General features: G+C 27.8%; 15 protein-coding genes, 1 pseudogene and 1 riboswitch. Of the genes and pseudogenes, 13 read left to right on the plus strand and 3 right to left on the minus strand.

Features of this window, described 5'->3' with window-relative positions:
* The first annotated feature begins 317 nt into the window (after positions 1 to 317).
* The 10 genes and pseudogenes from ACZ5N4_RS09205 (at position 318) to ACZ5N4_RS09250 (ending at position 13,804) form a co-directional block, all read left to right on the plus strand.
* Positions 318 to 4,142: a YobI family P-loop NTPase gene (locus ACZ5N4_RS09205; RefSeq protein WP_464209233.1), complete on the plus strand. Its 3,825-nt coding sequence runs from the start codon at positions 318 to 320 to the stop codon at positions 4,140 to 4,142.
* A gap of 502 nt (positions 4,143 to 4,644) precedes the next feature.
* Positions 4,645 to 5,706 carry a cyclic GMP-AMP synthase DncV-like nucleotidyltransferase gene (locus ACZ5N4_RS09210; protein ID WP_464209235.1) on the plus strand — a complete coding sequence of 354 codons (1,062 nt, stop codon included), beginning with the start codon at positions 4,645 to 4,647 and terminating at the stop codon, positions 5,704 to 5,706.
* A complete protein-coding gene (locus ACZ5N4_RS09215; RefSeq protein ID WP_464209237.1) occupies positions 5,687 to 7,345 on the plus strand; it encodes a ThiF family adenylyltransferase in 1,659 nt (552 codons plus the stop codon). The genes ACZ5N4_RS09210 and ACZ5N4_RS09215 overlap by 20 nt, the downstream gene beginning before the upstream one ends.
* A complete protein-coding gene (locus tag ACZ5N4_RS09220) occupies positions 7,329 to 7,796 on the plus strand; it encodes a Mov34/MPN/PAD-1 family protein (RefSeq protein WP_464209239.1) in 468 nt (155 codons plus the stop codon). Before ACZ5N4_RS09215 ends, ACZ5N4_RS09220 begins: the two co-directional genes overlap by 17 nt.
* Positions 7,797 to 7,825: 29 nt before the next feature.
* A complete protein-coding gene (locus ACZ5N4_RS09225) occupies positions 7,826 to 9,511 on the plus strand; it encodes an SAVED domain-containing protein (RefSeq protein WP_464209241.1) in 1,686 nt (561 codons plus the stop codon).
* A gap of 430 nt (positions 9,512 to 9,941) precedes the next feature.
* Positions 9,942 to 10,628 carry a hypothetical protein gene (locus tag ACZ5N4_RS09230; protein WP_464209243.1) on the plus strand — a complete coding sequence of 229 codons (687 nt, stop codon included), beginning with the start codon at positions 9,942 to 9,944 and terminating at the stop codon, positions 10,626 to 10,628.
* A gap of 102 nt (positions 10,629 to 10,730) precedes the next feature.
* Positions 10,731 to 11,192 (plus strand): GNAT family N-acetyltransferase, encoded by a 462-nt coding sequence (locus tag ACZ5N4_RS09235; protein WP_464209245.1) that lies wholly within the window; start codon positions 10,731 to 10,733, stop codon positions 11,190 to 11,192.
* Between the two features lie 440 nt (positions 11,193 to 11,632).
* A pseudogene (locus ACZ5N4_RS09240) lies at positions 11,633 to 11,773 on the plus strand (YitT family protein); the annotation flags it as partial.
* A 241-nt stretch (positions 11,774 to 12,014) separates the two neighbouring features.
* Positions 12,015 to 12,983, plus strand: coding sequence for a Gfo/Idh/MocA family protein (locus ACZ5N4_RS09245; protein ID WP_464209247.1), 969 nt, complete (start codon positions 12,015 to 12,017; stop codon positions 12,981 to 12,983).
* A gap of 302 nt (positions 12,984 to 13,285) precedes the next feature.
* Complete coding sequence (locus ACZ5N4_RS09250; protein WP_464209249.1) at positions 13,286 to 13,804, plus strand: class I SAM-dependent methyltransferase; 519 nt, start codon at positions 13,286 to 13,288, stop codon at positions 13,802 to 13,804.
* A gap of 57 nt (positions 13,805 to 13,861) precedes the next feature.
* Here the strand turns inward: ACZ5N4_RS09250 and ACZ5N4_RS09255 are convergent, their stop codons facing one another.
* From ACZ5N4_RS09255 to ACZ5N4_RS09265, 3 genes are all read right to left on the minus strand, one after another.
* Entirely contained in the window at positions 13,862 to 14,200 is a 339-nt protein-coding gene (locus ACZ5N4_RS09255) for a hypothetical protein (RefSeq protein WP_464209252.1), read from the minus strand.
* Positions 14,201 to 14,833: 633 nt separating this feature from the next.
* Entirely contained in the window at positions 14,834 to 15,193 is a 360-nt protein-coding gene (locus ACZ5N4_RS09260; RefSeq protein WP_464209254.1) for a hypothetical protein, read from the minus strand.
* Between the two features lie 362 nt (positions 15,194 to 15,555).
* Positions 15,556 to 15,730, plus strand: a riboswitch (cobalamin riboswitch).
* Between the two features lie 200 nt (positions 15,731 to 15,930).
* Positions 15,931 to 16,803, minus strand: coding sequence for a hypothetical protein (locus ACZ5N4_RS09265; RefSeq protein WP_464209256.1), 873 nt, complete (start codon positions 16,801 to 16,803; stop codon positions 15,931 to 15,933).
* Between the two features lie 220 nt (positions 16,804 to 17,023).
* Between ACZ5N4_RS09265 and ACZ5N4_RS09270 the strand changes: the two genes are divergently transcribed.
* The 3 genes from ACZ5N4_RS09270 (at position 17,024) to ACZ5N4_RS09280 (ending at position 18,404) form a co-directional block, all read left to right on the plus strand.
* On the plus strand, positions 17,024 to 17,200 hold the full coding sequence (locus tag ACZ5N4_RS09270) for a hypothetical protein (RefSeq protein WP_464209257.1): 177 nt from the start codon (positions 17,024 to 17,026) through the stop codon (positions 17,198 to 17,200).
* Between the two features lie 15 nt (positions 17,201 to 17,215).
* Positions 17,216 to 17,449 (plus strand): TIGR04540 family protein, encoded by a 234-nt coding sequence (locus ACZ5N4_RS09275; RefSeq protein WP_464209258.1) that lies wholly within the window; start codon positions 17,216 to 17,218, stop codon positions 17,447 to 17,449.
* 409 nt (positions 17,450 to 17,858) lie between these two features.
* Complete coding sequence (locus tag ACZ5N4_RS09280) at positions 17,859 to 18,404, plus strand: DUF4352 domain-containing protein (protein WP_464210878.1); 546 nt, start codon at positions 17,859 to 17,861, stop codon at positions 18,402 to 18,404.
* Positions 18,405 to 18,598 lie beyond the last annotated feature (194 nt).

An 18,598-nucleotide genomic window follows, 5' to 3' on the forward strand; every position in this document is an offset into this window, starting at 1 on the left:
TAATATTTGCTACGAAACTTAATTTCACTAACATAAGGTCTCTTTTAAATTTAAATAGCCAGAATAAGGTTTTATATTAGTCTATAGCAATAGCCTTGTAATTTATTATTTAAAGATTTCATTGAATAAAAAGCTTATTTTCATACTAAGCAATTAAAAAAATAATTCATAACAATGTAGTTTTATGGTAAATGATATCTAGTTTTGTTACTATAAAAAGATGATGTGTGGAATAATATGTAATTATATGATATGATTAACCATGAAGTTTGATGTATAATGGTGTCTATTGTATTTTAAGGAGAGATTTGACGATTATGGAGTGGTTTAAAAAGTTATTTTGTAATAATAATCAAAGTGGTGCTATGGATAGTAAAGATATTAAAAATCTAAATTTGCAAAAACTAACTCCCACAAAATGTGATAACATGGAGTATTATAGGGAATCCTTAGATTTTGTATTTAATGATCCTGATTTATTAAACATTGCAATTACAGGTGCTTATAGTGCAGGTAAGAGCAGTGTTATTCAAACATATGAAGACTTACATAAAGATAAAAGATTTATTTATATTTCACTAGCGTATTTCGAACAGTTGAAGAACATCAATACTGATGAAAAAGAAGCTAGTAAAAAATCTAATGAAATAGAATTAGAAGGAAAAATAATTAATCAACTTATTCATCAAATTGATCCAATTAAAATACCAATGACACGATTTAAAATAAAGTATGATATAACAGGTGGTAAAGTTTTAAAACATACTATTCTATTAGGATTGTTTGCAATATTGCTATTATATGTGCTCAAATTTAAAGAATGGACAACAATTATAAGGCAATCTGACAGTACTGCTATGAAAGATATTTTATATTTTACAACTAGAAGTGAATCATTTATTTTTTCTCTTATCCTAGGTACAGTAGTATTTTCAAGATACTTATATCAAATTATAAAAATGCAGATGCAAAAACCTATTCTTAAAAAAGTCAAATTGCAAAACACTGAAATTGAGATTTTTGAAAAAGATGACGAATCATACTTTGATAAATATTTAGATGAAATTTTATATCTTTTCAAAAATGCAAATGTAGACGCTATAGTGTTTGAAGACATTGACCGTTATAATAATAATGTTATTTTCAGCAAACTAAGAGAGATTAATTTTTTAGTTAATAAGAGATCTGGGAAAAAGCCTATAAGGTTTTTATATCTTATTAGAGACGATATTTTTACATCTAAAGATAGAACAAAGTTTTTTGACTTTATGATGCCAGTAGTGCCAGTAATTGATAGTTCCAACTCCTACGATCAAGTATTAAAGTATTTTGCAGATGGTGGCATTATAAAAAATTTTGATAAATCTTTTTTAGAGAGACTATCATTATATATCGATGACATGAGAATCTTAAAAAATACTTACAATGAATATGTTATATATCATGGTAGAATTCAATCAACAGAATTAAATTGTAATAAGTTGCTAGCAATGATAGTTTACAAGAATATTTTTCCTAAAGATTTTAGTAATTTACAATTGAATTCTGGACTTGTATATCATATATTTGCTAACAAAGATACTACTATTGAAAGTTGTAAAAAAACGATAGATGCAAAAATTCAAAACAATTTACTTAGAATTAAATCTATAAAAAATGAACAATTAAATGACATAGATGAGCTAGACACTTTATACTTAACATCTGGATTATTTAACTATAACGTGAATGGAAAATATGATGATAGTTTTAATAGTAGACTTGAATATATTAAAAAAATAAAAAGTTCTAGTGGAAATATACAAATTATAAATAACTTGCATAATCAAAATTATACTTTTGTCGATATTCAAGTTAAATTAGATAAAATACATAAAATGCCTGATTATATAGAACGAAAAAGTATTATCGAACAAAAAATGAATAATGGTATAAATGAGCTACAAGAAGAAAATGTGAAATTACAAAATGAAAAAGATAGATTAGATTCTTTAAAAATGCGTGAACTTATTACAAAAGACAATAGAGATGAAGTATTTAAGTACAATCTTTTAGATGAAGACGGAAGGTTAACAAAGTTTGAAGATATTGTTAATAATCAATATTATGATTTGATAAAGTATCTAATAAAGAATGGATATATTGATGAAACGTATTTTGACTATTTAACATATTTTTATGAAAATAGCCTAACTAGATCAGATAAGATTTTCTTGAGAAGCATTACTGATGAAATAGCCAAAGATCGTAAATACAAGTTAAAGGATAAAGCCGCAATTGTTTCTCGACTAAAAGTTAGTGATTTTGAAAAGGAAGAGACACTTAACTTTGATTTATTAGATTATATTTTAGAAAATGAACACAGCTATTTAGGTACACTATTAAAACAAATTAAAGATAATCAACGCTTTGATTTTGTATGGGAGTATCTAATACAAGCTACAAATGTAGGAAAGTTTGTTAGAAAACTAAACGCTACGTGGCAAGAGTTGTGGATATACTTGCTATTGGATCAAAATATTACTGAAGAGCAAAGAAAAAAGTACATGATCTATACACTTTATTATTCTTCTGTAGAAGACATTCAAAGAATGAACATTAATGACTGTATTACTCTTTGCTTTTCTGCAAAGACAGACTTTCTTGATATTATTGAGCCCAATATTAATCTTATAATAAGTAAGCTTATTGCCTTAAATATTGAATTTAAATATATTGATTATGAAAAATCAAATAAAGAATTATTTAATGAAGTCTACAAAAATAATTTATATGATTTAAATTTCTCTATGATTAAGTTGGTATTAGAGAAAATATATAATTTCTCTAATATCGATGAGTTTAAAAGAAAAAATTATACCCTTATTTCTTCTAAGCCTGATGAGCCTTTAAAACTCTATATTGAGGAAAATATAAATTTATATATTAAAGTCTTGCTTGAGAATTTAGATGGTAGAATTATAGACTCTAAGGGTGACGTATTGAATATTTTAAATAATAATGACATTGAAATCAATGACAAAGTTTTATATATTAAAAACTTATCAACAGTTATTTCAGATATAAACGATATAAGCGATAAAGATAGTCTTTGGGAAGAATTATTAAGAAATAATATCATTGAATATTCTACACATAATGTGCTAGTTTATTACTTTATGTATGCAGCATCCATAGATGATACAATTATAAATTTCTTAAATGACAATCCTAGTACAATAATATTTAACTATGAAGATATTGAAAAAGAATTTGAAGGACAAGATATATTAAAATTCTTTGCTGAAATCATTACGAACAAAGCTTTAACTAACAAAAAATATGAAATGATTCTAAAAGGCTATCAGCATATAATAAATGAATTTACATATGAAGATATCGAAGATGATAAGTTGAAAATTATTATTCGACTCGGGATTATCGGTATGACAAAAGAAAACATTAAATTTGTAAGAGCGAATTACTCTAATTTGCTCATATACTTTATATGTAACAATATTCAAGAATATATTAATTGCCTAGATGATGAGATAACTAATCATGATGAGATTTTAAGCTTGTTAGATGAGGGCAATATTGCTGATGAACATAAAATCACTTTAATTGAAAAAACGCCTAATACCATTAGTTTAGTTAATCATGATTACTCTGAAGAAGTGCAGTTATTTATAATTAGGAACAAGTTTGATAACAATGATTTAGAATATCTTATTAAATTATATGAAAAAAGTTCTCCTGTTATAAAAGATGCTATACAAAAGTTATGCATTTTGAATATTGAAGAAATTTACGATAACCAGCTAATACTTTCTTATAATCTTTTATATGAAATAATGTCTAATGTTGAAGTAGATAGTAGTTGTAAAAAGAGAGTCTTATATTATCACTTAAATCTATTAAGTGTTGATAAAATAAAAAAATGCATGACTGATGCTAATTTAACTGATTTTGCAGGCCTTTTTGAAGGGAAAAGACCTAAAGTTCCTATCACAGATGAAAATCAGAATCTACTAATTTATTTTAAGGAGAAAGGTTGGATCGCTAGTTTTGATGAGGAAACCACAAGCCCCGGTTATTATCGTGTAAGAGGGAAAAAATTCACTGAAAAGCAAAACAATACACTACCAGTTGATTTACTTTAATATATGAGAATCTGAAGTTATAGGCTACTTTTTTAGACATTTAATAAAAAACGCAGTTATTAAAGATGTTTTGCTTACAGAACAGGATAAAGCTATATCTTTTTTAATGAACGTATAGCTGTTAGTGAAGATATTAATAAGATTTTAGTGAGTATATAAATTATATACAAATTTTTAGTTATAAGATCAATAAGCGCTCTAAATCTTAATTATGGTTGGAGCGTTTTGTTTTTTATTACTTTTCATAATAAACTTTTACAAAATTGGAGGAAAATATTATGAATTGTAGAATAATGTAATTGTAATATCTAAATTAGAAGATGTTTGTAATACATAATTTAGACTGAATTTAATAATAGTTTGACCATCAAGAATTGGTTTGATAGAAAATTATAATTTCTTAATGAATAGCTTAGTTTAATTTTTATGTATTTAGCTAGTGGTTGATATTAATGTCAATGGAGTAAGTTTAATAACAATTAAAAATAGGGGGAAAATGATAATGGCTATTTTGCAAAAGGAATTCAAAACTTTTTATAATGATGAGGTAAAATACTATGGGAATAAGGAAATAAGAGATAAAAAGCAAAAATTGAAAGATGATTTTACAAGTTCTTTTCCAGAAAAATTTAAAGATAAGTTTGAAGAAGAATTTAAGGTTTCAGATGTTAGATTTATAGATCAAGGAAGTTACTGTATAGGAACTACTATCAATCATGGAAATACAGCATTTGATATTGATGTAGCAACAATAATTAATTTGGATATCAGTAAATATGATAATCCTGTGGAAATAAAAAAAATAGCACAAGATGCTTTAAAAAATACTAATAGACAACCAGAAATAAAGGAGCCATGCGTTACAGTTAAATATACTAAAGCCGGTGAGGAAAAATATCACATTGATTTTCCTGTTTATGCAAATGATAACGGAACTCTTTATCTTGCAAGAGGGAGGAAGACAGCATCTGAAGAGGATAGGAAATGGGAGAAAGCTGATCCAGAGGGGTTAAATGAGTATTTCAAAAAGGATAATTTACAAATAGAAGGTTTGGATTTAACAGATGAAGAAAAAGAAAAAAGAAAACAAAAAAAACGTGTTATTAGATATGTAAAGTGGTGGAAGGCGGAGAAGTATGGAACTGCAAGGGGAGATCATCAAATCCCACCAAGTATAGCCTTAACAATATTAGTATGTCAGAATTTTAAAAGTTACAAGATAGATGATGAATATAATGATTTAAACTCATTATATGAAACAGTAAAAAACATAACTCAAGTAATATTTACTGTAACAAAAGATGAAAATGAAGAAGAATCTATAATCTTAAATGAATGTAGATTGCCAAAGAAACCAGGATCTGATTGTTTCTTTAAAATGAGAAATTCTGATTCATATATTAAAACTTTTTATACTAGGTGGACAACATTTGAAAGTAATTTAAAAGAAGCTGTAGAATCGGATAAAGAAAGAGAAGGTGGAGAAATAATGGTAAAAATATTTGGAGATAAATTTCCACTTCCTGAAACTGATGAGGTAAACAGTGAAGACAGTTTTGCATAATAAATATAGTAGTTATTTAGAATCAATAGAATGCATTTCAAATGTTGAAGTTTGGGAAGATGGCTCTATTAAATTTACTCTAAAATTGAATAGTGAATTGTACAATTTGATTTTTTGTTGGATAGATGAATATACTCTTCCAAAAGTATTATTATGTAATACTGAAGAAGCACCTAAACCTCATTATATGCAAGTGAAAAAAAATGAACTTTTTTTGTTATGTCTGTCAGTTAGAGAGGACATAAGTATTAGAAATAAAACTTATAAAGAGATTATTGATTATACTATTATTAGAATAAAAAGATTACTTACTATGAATGAGGAAGAGGAAAAAAGAGAGTTCAGAAAAGAATTTTTGTACTTTTGGAATTCAAATTCAAAGAATAAAAATAAAATTCAATTATATGCTAATACATCAAATAAAGTAAAGATGTTAAAGTCATATGAAAAGAAAAATATGTTAACATTTATTGATGATGATATTAAGCTTAATGGAACATTTTTTAATAAATATACAGAAAAAAGTTATCAAGTATTATATATTCCACTGATTAACAGCAACATAGTTATGCCACCAATTGAAAATCATAAATGGAATGTTAACACCATTAAAGAGATTTTTAATAATTGTATTAGTGAAGAAAATTTAGAAATTTTAGAACAGTTAATTGTTAAAAATGAAGATTTATTTGTAGTATTTGAAATGTATATACCTGGGGTCGTACCAATTACATTTGTAGCAAGATTGAATTTTAACCGCAATAAAATATTTAAGCTATATGAAAGTCTTAATTATATTGCATCAGTTCACTACTATAGTAGTGAACGATGTAATATGGATCACTTATTTAAAAGAATCGGTGTAATGAATGGTATTGCAGATAAAAATATCATCGTTATAGGAGTAGGTTCTTTGGGAAGTTATGTAGTTTCAGAGTTGCCTAAAATAGGAGTAAAAAATATTACTATAGTTGATTCAGATACTTTGCTTATGGAAAATATACCAAGGCATTACCTTGGAGCTATGAACGCAAACTACAGTAAAGTTGTTGGTATGAAATTTCAGTTACAGGCAAATTTTCCAGAAGTAAATATTAATCTAAAGAAGGGAAAATTTGACGTTAGTAGTATCGACACATACAATTTATTACAGTATGATTTAATTGTTATTGCAACTGGCGGAACCGACTACATGCTAAAGCTAAATAAATATTTTAAAGATAACAATATAAGTACATCAGTTTTATTTACATGGATCGAATCAAGAGGGGCGGGAGTACATGCTTTGTTAGTAGATTATAATAACAAAGGTTGCTTTAATTGTTTATACGAAGGTAGTAAAAATAATAAAGCTCATTTTAGTAACAGTAATAATTATAATGACGAGTTGACAGGTACTGGTTGTGGTGGTGTTATTAATAAGTATGGGAATATAGTACTGCTCAAAGGAACAGCAATGATAGTTGAGGTGATTTTAAATATATTACAAGGAACTAAATGTGATAAAAATTTATTATTTTCAGTTAATACAATGAATAAATATGATGATTGTGGTACTTATATTAGCTGTGGAGGGGAAGTAATAGCAAGTTATTCTTACATAAGTAAAGGGTGTGATATTTGTGGATCTGGAATTTAAAGTAGGTAATATAAGTATTCTGATAGAGAAAAACGTAGTGGTTAAGTTAAATAGATATAAACAATTATTTAGCAATGTACCAGAGAGTGGAGGACTATTATTAGGTAGAACAGATATAAATGGAAATACAAGAATTATAGATATAACAGAACCCGGAAGTAGTGACATACAATTAAGATGTTATTTTATAAGAAGAGATAAGAAGCATAAAGAACTACTATGCAAGGCTAAAAATAGATGCTTATATTTTAAAGGCAATTGGCATACACATCCAACTGAAAATCCAACTCCATCTATAGTGGATATTTTCTCATGGAAAAGGACCTTAAGAAATGATAAACCAGGAGATAGCGATTATGCATATTTCATAATTGTAGGAATTAATAGAATAAAGTTATGGGCTGGAAACATGAAAACAAAAGAATTTGAAGAGGCACTGTTGAGCGATTGAAAATGTATTTAAGACGAGGAGGAAATAAAATGAAATATAGATGGCTTCATTTATCGGACTTGCATTCATACTGTGATCAAATAAAAACTAAAATTATGAGAGAGTCACTTATTGATGAAGTTGAAGAACTTAATAAAGAAGATTCATTCGATTTTATTATAATAACAGGGGATTTAAGTGACAAAAATGTTGGGTATGATATTGCAGAGGATCTTATTTTAGAAATAATTGATAAAACAGGCGTATCTAAAAATAATGTTTTCATTGTTCCAGGAAATCATGATTTAGATAGGAATGTTCCCAAAGATAGAAAAGATATAGTTGAAGAACTTTGGCAAAATAATATTTTAGATAAGGATATTGAGGAAGATAAAATTAAAAAGCTTATAGGTGGTCAAGTCAGATTTTTTGAAACTTATAGAAATATTTTAGATAGAGAGTATCCTAAAGATAAAATTCATTTTGTGGAGAAGATAGATGACGGTGCAAATTTAATACATTTAAATACAGCATGGATGTGTTATGATTCAAATAAAGAAGATGGCAAACTTCATATTGGATTAAATAGCGTTTTCAGATGCTTTGACGGTGTAGAAAAAGAAGATTTTAATATAGTAATTGGGCATCATAGACTGGAGGATCTAAATAGTGAAGTTAGGAATAACCTAAAAACTTTATTTAAGTCAAAAGGTGTTGATATGTATTTGGGAGGTCACTGTCATGAGGCTATTGTAAAACATGATAGAAGAATTAATATAGAATTGTGTTTTTGTAAACAAGCAAGAGCAGAATATGATGAATATCCAGCTGGTTTTATAGTAGGAAACATTGATAGTGATAATAATCAAAGCTATTTTTTATTTTTTAATTGGATTACAGAATATTCAAAGTGGATTTATGATTATTCTGTAGATGTAGCTAAACATGGAAAGTATTATATTGAAGGAGAGAGATTTAACAAGAATAAATCAATGAAAAGAGATACTATTATAGATTTTAAGATAATGGGTCTACCACTTGATTATGCAAATATAAAAACAAAATATAATCTTGAAAATACTGCGGACTATAAATATGGGCATAAAAATATAAGACCTAATACAGATGAAGAGTGGAAGAACTATTTGAGAGACTTAATTAATTTTTATAATTCTATTATAGCCAATATTGATAGTGACAATATTCATATATTTCCTATAGCACCTATACCTTTGCTTGTTGCACTAGGTTACTTAATGCAAAATAATAATCCAAATATAAAGATATATCAGTATAATGAAAACGAACAAGAGTGGGTATTTGATGAGAAAGAGGATAACATCAAATTAGATTGTAATTATGTTGAAAATGATAGCAAACATTTAGCTGTAGCGATAAGTGTAAGTGGCTATGTAAAGGAAGACGATATTAAAGTGGTGATGAGTCAAAAATATGATTTGTTATCAGTTAAAGTAGATACACCTAAGCTTAGCTATTTAAGTTACAGAGCTGATGTATTAAACATAAAAAAAATAGTTAAGGATAGGCTAGATAGTATATATAGTAAATATAACGATATACACTTGTTTATAGCAGCACCTGCTGGAGTGTGTATTGAGGTTGGGAGAATTATAAGAGAAAATATGTATCCTAATACATACATTTATAATTACAGCATAGATGATGATATTCATTATAGGAAGATATATAACTTGAAAAAGATATTCACTACTTAGGTATTGAAAATTATCAACTAAATATTATAGAAATAGATATAAATCTAAATTGTTATGTTTTTAAAAGAACTACAAGAATTGGAGTTGTATTATTGGATTATCCACAAATAATATATCCCTTTCTCAGTTCTTCAATATTTTTTAAAATTAGGTATTGATAATTTTAACCTAATCTTTATTTTTATACCATCAAATGGTAATATAAAATCATAATGGTAAATAAAGGTGACATAATTACTTAACTTGAAAATGTAAACAAGGCTTTTGGACAACTAAACAATGCGGTGGCAGAAAATAGAAAACACTCATTATATTATAAAAATACGTTATGACAACATGAGAATAATGGTATAATTTACATGTAACACATAATTGAACTGTAGAATGTATTAAATATAATATTTTTTAATTTATACGAGGAGTGATTTAAATGAATAGGTTTAAAGAGTGTACTAAAAATAATAAGACAAAAGAGCCATCCCTACACAGTAATCTAAGTATTTTTAGCATACTTTTGATTATTATTGGACTATTACCATTCTTTATGATTATTATAACTGGAAGTCCTGGAGTTGATATGCTTCGATATATCTTTGGCAAAGAAATTATAGAATATATCCCCCGTTTAGATGAGCTTATTTTTTATACAGGGATAACCTTGGTATGTACAGCCTTGACTCATTTTTATATCAGAACAGATTTTGCCAGAAGGATTATTTTCTGTGAGATATTTATAGTTTTATTAATGTATTTTGCTGATATTATAATGATAATACCAAGTGGTTCAGGGACATTTGTTGAAATAATTCGTAATGGTATTTCAATATTGTTAAGTATATCCAATCTCATATGTTTCTATATAATATACCAATATAGTAAAAATATAAAAATTTCTTATTTACCAAGTATTGTTGGAGCATTAAATACTATACTTTTTATAACTGCTAATCAACTCAATATTATAATATATAAAGGTTTTAACACAGGTTTTGGAATCGAAAATTTTCCTCGTACTGTATGTATTATTCTATTTGTGAACTTAATGCCATCCTTTTTAGCTACAATAATTATAAAAATAACTGATGATATTAGAAGAGAAAAGAGAAATTTAGTATAATTTTGAGTGGCATAACAAATAGTAAAATCAATTTGCAAAATAATATAGACATAATAGTTAGAAAATGCGAAGTGATATATTTTGTTAGGTAGGTGTGTTTGTGTGGAAATTATAAAGTTGGAGAAAAATCATATTAGAAATGCTCTTGAGTTAGTGTGGACAGTATTTCAAGAATTTGAAGCACCAGATTACTCAAAACAAGGCATTGAGGAGTTCAGAAAATTTATATCATACAATTCTATCATTGAAAAATTTGATAAAGGAGAAATGTGCTTTTGGGGATGTATAGATAATGATAATTTAACAGGTGTAATTGCAACAAGAGGAGTTAATCATATATGCATGTTATTTGTAAATAAGGAGTACCATAGGCAAGGTATAGCAAGAAGTTTATTTGAAACAGTTGAAAAGATATGTAAAAGTCAGAATAATATTAACAAGATTACAGTAAATTCATCTCCATATGCAATAGAAGTTTATCATCGTCTTGGTTTTCTTGATACAGATGAGGAGCAAACTGTAGATGGTATTAGATTTACCCCTATGGCATATTTGCTAAAGTAAAGAAAAAAAGCAATACTTGTGGTTGAAGTTAAGACGCAATTTTCTTAAATTACGAATCTAAGGGAACTTCAAATTTGAAGCTCCCTTAATATATGCTTTAAAATCAACAACATTCTTAAACAGCACCTAATTTTAATAAAATACGCTACTTATATGCGTTTAAAACATTGATAATTCTTTCTTTATGTCCAAATGAATACTCCTCTTTGTTTTGACCTATTGGTTGTATTGCCCTCCTATAATGGTTATTGCTATCTTATTTGTTACCATCGCATAGGGGTTTGTTCATATCCTATACATTACTCTCCTACAATGGATAAGGTTATCCTATATACTACCTTTCTCTCATATAAAATGTACCACTATTCCATTGGCTATTCTTCTCTACTATTTAGTATTTATGTTATTATATATTAGTACATTATCTATATTCATGATAAAAGAAGATACTTTACTGTATTATACCCCTATCTCAATTACCTGAACTTAAAAATATTGTTACTAAAATAGATAGTAAAGCATTCATATCTATTTTAGATGCTTCTGAGGTTCAAGGAAAAGGTTTTAAAACTAGTTTATAATTTTATTTAATATCATAAGGTTTATTTGTTTTTGGAACCGGTAGGATTCTTAATTAAATCTGTTACTTTTGATTATATTATTTACACTAAAGCTAATGCTTAAAACTAAGCATTGGCTTTAAAATCATTTGATATAGATTTATACTTAAGCTATCAACAAGGGTACAAGGTATTGATAGCTGTTAGCAGTAGTATTACAATAATTTATAAGAGCAGAACTATTAAAGTATGAGGTGAAAATATGGATAAAATAAAATGGGCAATATTAGGACCAGGTACAATTGCAGCGGACTTTGCAAAGGCTATTGTTGAGGTTAACGGAAGTATATATGCTGTAGGGTCACGAACTCTTGAAAAGGCAAAACAGTTTGCAAATAATTATAATGTGCAAAAGATTTACGATAACTACGAGGAAATGTTAAGAGATGATGAAATTGACATAGTGTATATATCAACTCCTCACTGTAATCATTATGAATATATAATAGAAAGCCTTAAAAACAACAAGCATGTGCTTTGTGAAAAAGCAATAACCGTAAATAGCAAACAATTAAGAGAAATAGCTGATTTAGCAGAAAATAAAGGTTTGATGGTTGCAGAGGCCATGACCATTTATCATATGCCATTATATAAAAGATTACGTGAAATTGTTGACTCAGGAAAACTTGGAAAGATTAAAATGATTCAAGTATCTTTTGGAAGTCTTAAAGAATATGACGTTAATAATAGGTTTTTTAGTAAGGATTTAGCTGGTGGTGCACTTCTTGATATTGGCACATATGCGCTATCCTTTACTAGATATTTTCTATCAAGTCAACCGCAGGAAGTTTTAACAACAGTAAAGAAATTTGAAACTGGTGTGGACGAGCAATCAGGTATAATACTTAAGAATTCTGATAACGAAATGGCAGTAATTTCTTTGACAATGAGAGCTAAACAACCTAAGAAGGGCGTTGTAGCAGGAGAGTTAGGGTATATAACTGTAGATAATTTCCCAAGAGCAGATAAAGCTACTATAACTTATCCAGATGGAAAAGTGGAAGTTATAGAGGTTGGTGAAACTTCAAAAGCACTAATTTATGAGGTTGAAGATATGAATAACTATGTGCTAAATAAAAATAATAAGGATACCTTAGGATTGTCTATTGATGTAATGAACATAATGGATGAAGTTAGAGGTCAATGGGGAATAAAATATCCTTTCGAGTAAATTGAATTTAACTTTAAGATAAAAATAGAGCTTACCAAGAGGTGTGCTCTATTTTTATACTTAATTGACTATTTGGGGCAATTTACTTAAGTGGTATCAAAATGAAATGGATTTATACATTTTTATCGAATTGAGACTGAATGTATTTTCAAATTGATAAAATTCACGAGTCTTAATACAGATATCAAGAATTCTGATACTGGCATGCAAATTGCTTTATAAATAAATGTAGTTTTGAAGTAAATTTTAATATTAAAGCCTAATCCCTAAAATAAAAATACTTAAGAGCAGCCCTCCTGCACTTGAGTATTTTTAAATGCAAAATACAGCATGATAGCAGGCAGAATTGTATCCTCTATTGTTGTACGGGTACAGGAGTTTTAGTTCCTTATCTTTCTAACTATGTAGGTAAGGACGGTAAAGTTATAGCAATTGATATTGCTGATAAAATGCTGGAAGTAGCACAAAGTAAATATAACTTTGAGAATGTTTCATTTGTATGTGACGATATTTTAAAGGTAGATTTACCAAAAGAGAGTTTTGATTATATTATATGTTATTCTGTTTTTCCACACTTTGAAGATAAGTTAACAATGATTAAGACCATAAACAGACTTTTAAAAACTGGAGGTAAGTTCATTATATGCCATTCACAAAGCAGAGATGCAATAAATAACCTTCATAAGAATGTGTCAGAAGTAGTGGCAGAAGATAATCTACCGAATATGGAGAAGATAAAAAGTTACTTTCAACAGATTGGGATAACGACAATCAACCAAATTGATAACAATGAAATGTTTGTTATTATTGGACAAAGATAAGTATAACAGAGTAATATAATAAACCAGGTAGTACATGACTACCTGGCAAAAGTTTCACTAGATTATTGTGCAAAGAGGACTTCTTACTAATACTAGTCTTTCTCTAGCGTTTTCTATTTCAAAAACGATAAAAGCTTCGTCACCAACTATAAAGGTGCATTGAAGTTCTACAGTTGTTCCAGCCACAGCAGTAGGAACAGCAGTTAATATAGGACAAATACATACTCCTGCAGCTCTTAGTGCAGCAAATTGAGCAGCTGTAATTTCTATAACAATAACACGTTCAATTGGTGTTTCTATTTCTACAAGAAAAAAGAATCGTGTGCCAATTTGAACTATACATTGAGCACCTAAGGTAACAGCTTGATTATGGTTACATGGCATATTACATGACATATTATATTCCTCCTTTGTAATTATTTTTTATTATTGAGTCAAATCAGCATATATTATACTTGTCCGATTTTCAGGTAACTGATTATCCTCGCTATATACTATGGAGAAGATGAAGAAGTGTTACTATGAACATGAATTCTATTATGACAAAAGTTTTTAAATCTACCTTCAGCTTTTGAAACATATACCCTTGTATAAGTTAACTTTCTGGTTGATTTCTCTATATAGGGTTAAAAATATCCAAATTAACCTACACCTCAGAATATATTGCTGTGAAAATATGCATATTCTTATATCAAAATAATAATTACACCATATACTAATAGCAACAAATTTAATGTCAAACATTTGGTAATCGAGTAAGGGTTGGGTTAATCTTTTAAAGGAAGATTGGTGATCTCAGGAATTAGTTAAAAATTCTAATATCACTGTGGTAAAAACTATAGAGGACGCTTTGGATATAGTATATAAAGAAAAGGGAGAAAAAATTAAGACTTACTTGATGCCGCATGCTGCAAATACATTGCTAATGCTTATGAAACTTTAAGATACGCAAGTTTTTTTATTCGGATAAGTAATAAACAGAGTAATATAATAAACCAGGTAGTACATGACTACCTGGCAAAAGTGTTACTAGATTATTGTGCAAAGAGGACTTCTTACTATTACTAGTCTTTCTCTAGCATTTTCTATTTCAAAAACGATAAAAGCTTCGTCACCAACTATAAAGGTACATCTAAGCTCTACAGTTGTTCCAGCCACAGCAGTAGGAACAGAAGTTAATATAGGACAAACAGGTACTCCTGCAGCTCTTAGTGCAGCAAATTGAGCAGCTGTAATTTCTATAACAATAACACGTTCAATTGGTGTTTCTATTTCTACAAGAAAAAAGAATCGTGTGCCAATTTGAACTATACATTGAGCGCCTAAGGTAACAGATGGATCATGACATAGAGTATTATATTTCTCATTTAGATTGTTATTATATGACATATTACATTTCTCCTTTGCAATTATTTTTTATTATTGAGTCAAATCAGCATATATTATACTTGTCCGATTTTCAGGTAACTGATTATACTCGCTATATACTATGGAGAAGATGAAGAAGTGTTACTATGAACATGAATTCTATTATGAAAAAGCTTTTGTTAAGGAATTTTATAGGTTTTCTAAATGAAAACTTTGATTATACTCCCTTGCTATAACAAAACAGTAGGGGATTTTTTATGATTAGATAAAAATTTTCTTTTGTAGTTTTTATTAGTATATTTAAAATTATTTGTAAAAATTATTATAAGAATATGGTAATATAAAAAATGATATGATATAATAAATAATGTGTTAAAAAGAAAATTTAATATAAAGTTTTAGGTACTTTTATAATGTTTAAAAGGGAAAGTGGTGAAAATCCACTACAGCCCCCGCTACTGTATACGGAGACGAATTCTATATCCACTGGATTTATCTGGGAAGGAAGAAGGAGAACGACCCGTGAGTCAGGAGACCTGCCTTTTACTTTTAATTGCAATCTTTCGGAGGGAAAGAAAATGCATAGGGATTATGTTATATTTATAATAATATTATTCTAAATATAACATCGTATGTGTTTTTATAACTTGTTTATTAGGAACTTCGTAAGAAGTTCCTTTTATTTTTATACAATGGTGTTAATTTAAATATATTTAATCCTTTATCTTTGCACTTACTTTTAAGTAAGTGCAATTTTTTTATAACAAAAGATACATTGGATACAAGGAATAAGGGCATCTCCACCGTTGTATACATTTATCTACGTCTATGATTATAGGCTTCCATTCGTTATTGGTATCTTTAATAAACTGATAAATTTCTATATCAGTTCCATTTGTAAGCTGAAAGAATTGAAATTTATATTCATGTCCATCATTACCAGTTATATAGATATTTTTAATGTAGCCTTTTTGTTCAGTTGGATATCTTTTTTTAAGAAGCTTACACCAGTCTCCATAAACTGTATCTACATAAAATTCCGCATTATGTCTCCATCCGTGATAAGCCGCACATAGAAAATCTTCGCCTCTTAAGTCTATATCAGAAATTTTATATTTCCCATCTTCCTCCTCTATATATACAAACCCATAATAATATGCAAAACTTGTATTACCTTTTATAGAGGGCTCTATTGTTTCTATTTCAATAAAATATTTGTAAGTTCCCTTTGGAGTATTTTCATCAGTTACATTATTAAGCTTAATTAAGTTAATGTGTCCTATATCTTTGAAGAAATTTAAATAAGTTTTATAATCTACATTACTTTGATATTTTGAAGTAAAAAAGTTGTATGAAATAGGATATGGAAGTTTAACAAGTCCGATTGTGCCGCAGCCTCCTGTTGATATACTTTCTGCCTCTCTTAATATGCTAAAATAATTTATGATTGTATCTTCAGGAGAAGTAAATAGCCAATCAGGTAAAATAATTTTATTGTAGTTTCCACTTGAATATTTATCAAAAAAATCAAAATTAAAATTTTTATTATTTAAAGCTGGTAGCGGTGAAGGTCTGAAATATTTTTCATTAAGATTAGCTTCACTAGATCTAGTACTTTTTACATAGTTCAATGTATATACACTCCATATTAATACTAATCAATAATATTATATTCCACTTTAAAAAATTTTCTACTATGAAAGAGCTGTAAGTGGATTTTTAATCATTAATCTACCTATGGTTCTTTTTATTTTGTTGAATATAGGTTATAATTACTCAGGAAAGAGTGTTTAGAAAAGTAGTACTAATGTAAAAACTAAATATATGAACTTAAAGTTAGGAGAAGTTTTTATGAGGGATGTAGTTTCAATAATAATAAATATTGTAGTTATGGCTTTTATAGTTTATGGCTTTGTAATTACAGGTGGTAAATTGAGTATTTTTGGCATAATAATCAATGCTGTAGCTATAATAGCTGTAATAATTAGTACATATATAAATATTAAAAATCTTAAGAAAAGAAATTAAAGGAGTACATTAAAAATGAGAGCAAGTTACAAAAACCCAAAAGAATTAGCAAGTAAATTGAGAGATTTAGTTGATACATATCTAGAGGGCTTACTAAGTTATGAGGAACTAGAGAAAACAGTTGTAGCTATAATAAATGCTAATGGAGATAGAGTTTATAAAAATGGATTTATGCCAACAAAGTTATCTGGAGTTCTAGGTCCTGAAAGAGTGGATATTATAAATAAGATAGCAGAAACAATGAAGTAATTAGCATATTAAATTATGTTGGGGAATATTTAAGGTAAAAAGGCTAGTGGTTGATTTAAATCAATTACTGGCCTAATTTTAGCTGCTTATTCTTTTCTTCTGATAAATTATTATTTTTAGCTTTAAGTGATTTAAATTTAAATGTCAGTGTTACAGTTAAATTATAATATAACTGCGTAAAAATTAAATAGATTTATGCTGTATATTTTTCAAAAATTGAGATTGATTATGGTATTTTCCTCATATTTGCAAAAAACATAAAATTTTGATATAATTAATTCGAATTTTACATACTTATAAGGGGGAATTACTTATGGATAAAATGACAAATTGTAAGGTTTGCGGTAAGGAAATTGTTAAAGGAGTAAGCAAGTGCATTCACTGTGGAAAGGGCCAAAGAAACTTTTTCATGAAAACTAAAATAGTAAGTGTATTGTTAGTAGTTGCAATGCTAGGAATTATTGGAGGTTGTAGTTCTAAGCAAGACCAGCCTACTAAAGTAGCAGAAAACACTAGTACAAGCAGTAAACCAGCATCTGAGGATACTAAAAAGAATGAACCTAAAACATTTAAGGTTGGAGATGTAGTACAATTAAAAGACTATAAAATAACTGTTAATAAAGTATATCCTGTTAGCGGCAATGAGTTCGCTGCCCCTAAAGATGGAAATGAATTTATAGCCATAGATTGTACTGTAGAAAATATATCAAAAGAAGAAAAAACAGTATCTTCATTAGTAATGTTTAAGGTAGTAGATAAAGATGGTAGAGCTTGCGAATATTCTTTAATGGGACAAACAGCAGCTAATGCTGGTCAATTAGATGGCACAATTGGAGTTGGAAGAAAGCTAAGTGGAGTTTATGTAGTTGAAGTGCCTAAGGGAAAAACAGGATTAGAGTTAGTGTTTGACAGCTCATTGCTTACAGGTGGCCAAGTTATTGTTACTCTTAACTAAAAACAATATAATATAAAGTAATTAAGCCCTTAGGGGCTTTTTTTACAATAGATAGCATATTACTATAAAGAATATATATAGTGAAAATTAAAAAGGTAATTCATAAATCTTGTAAATTGGGTGTATATTTTAAATTTAAAACTTGACAATGTTGAAATATTAAAATTATTACAAGCATTAAGAGATGCACGAAG

The organism is Clostridium nitrophenolicum, from assembly GCF_055391695.1.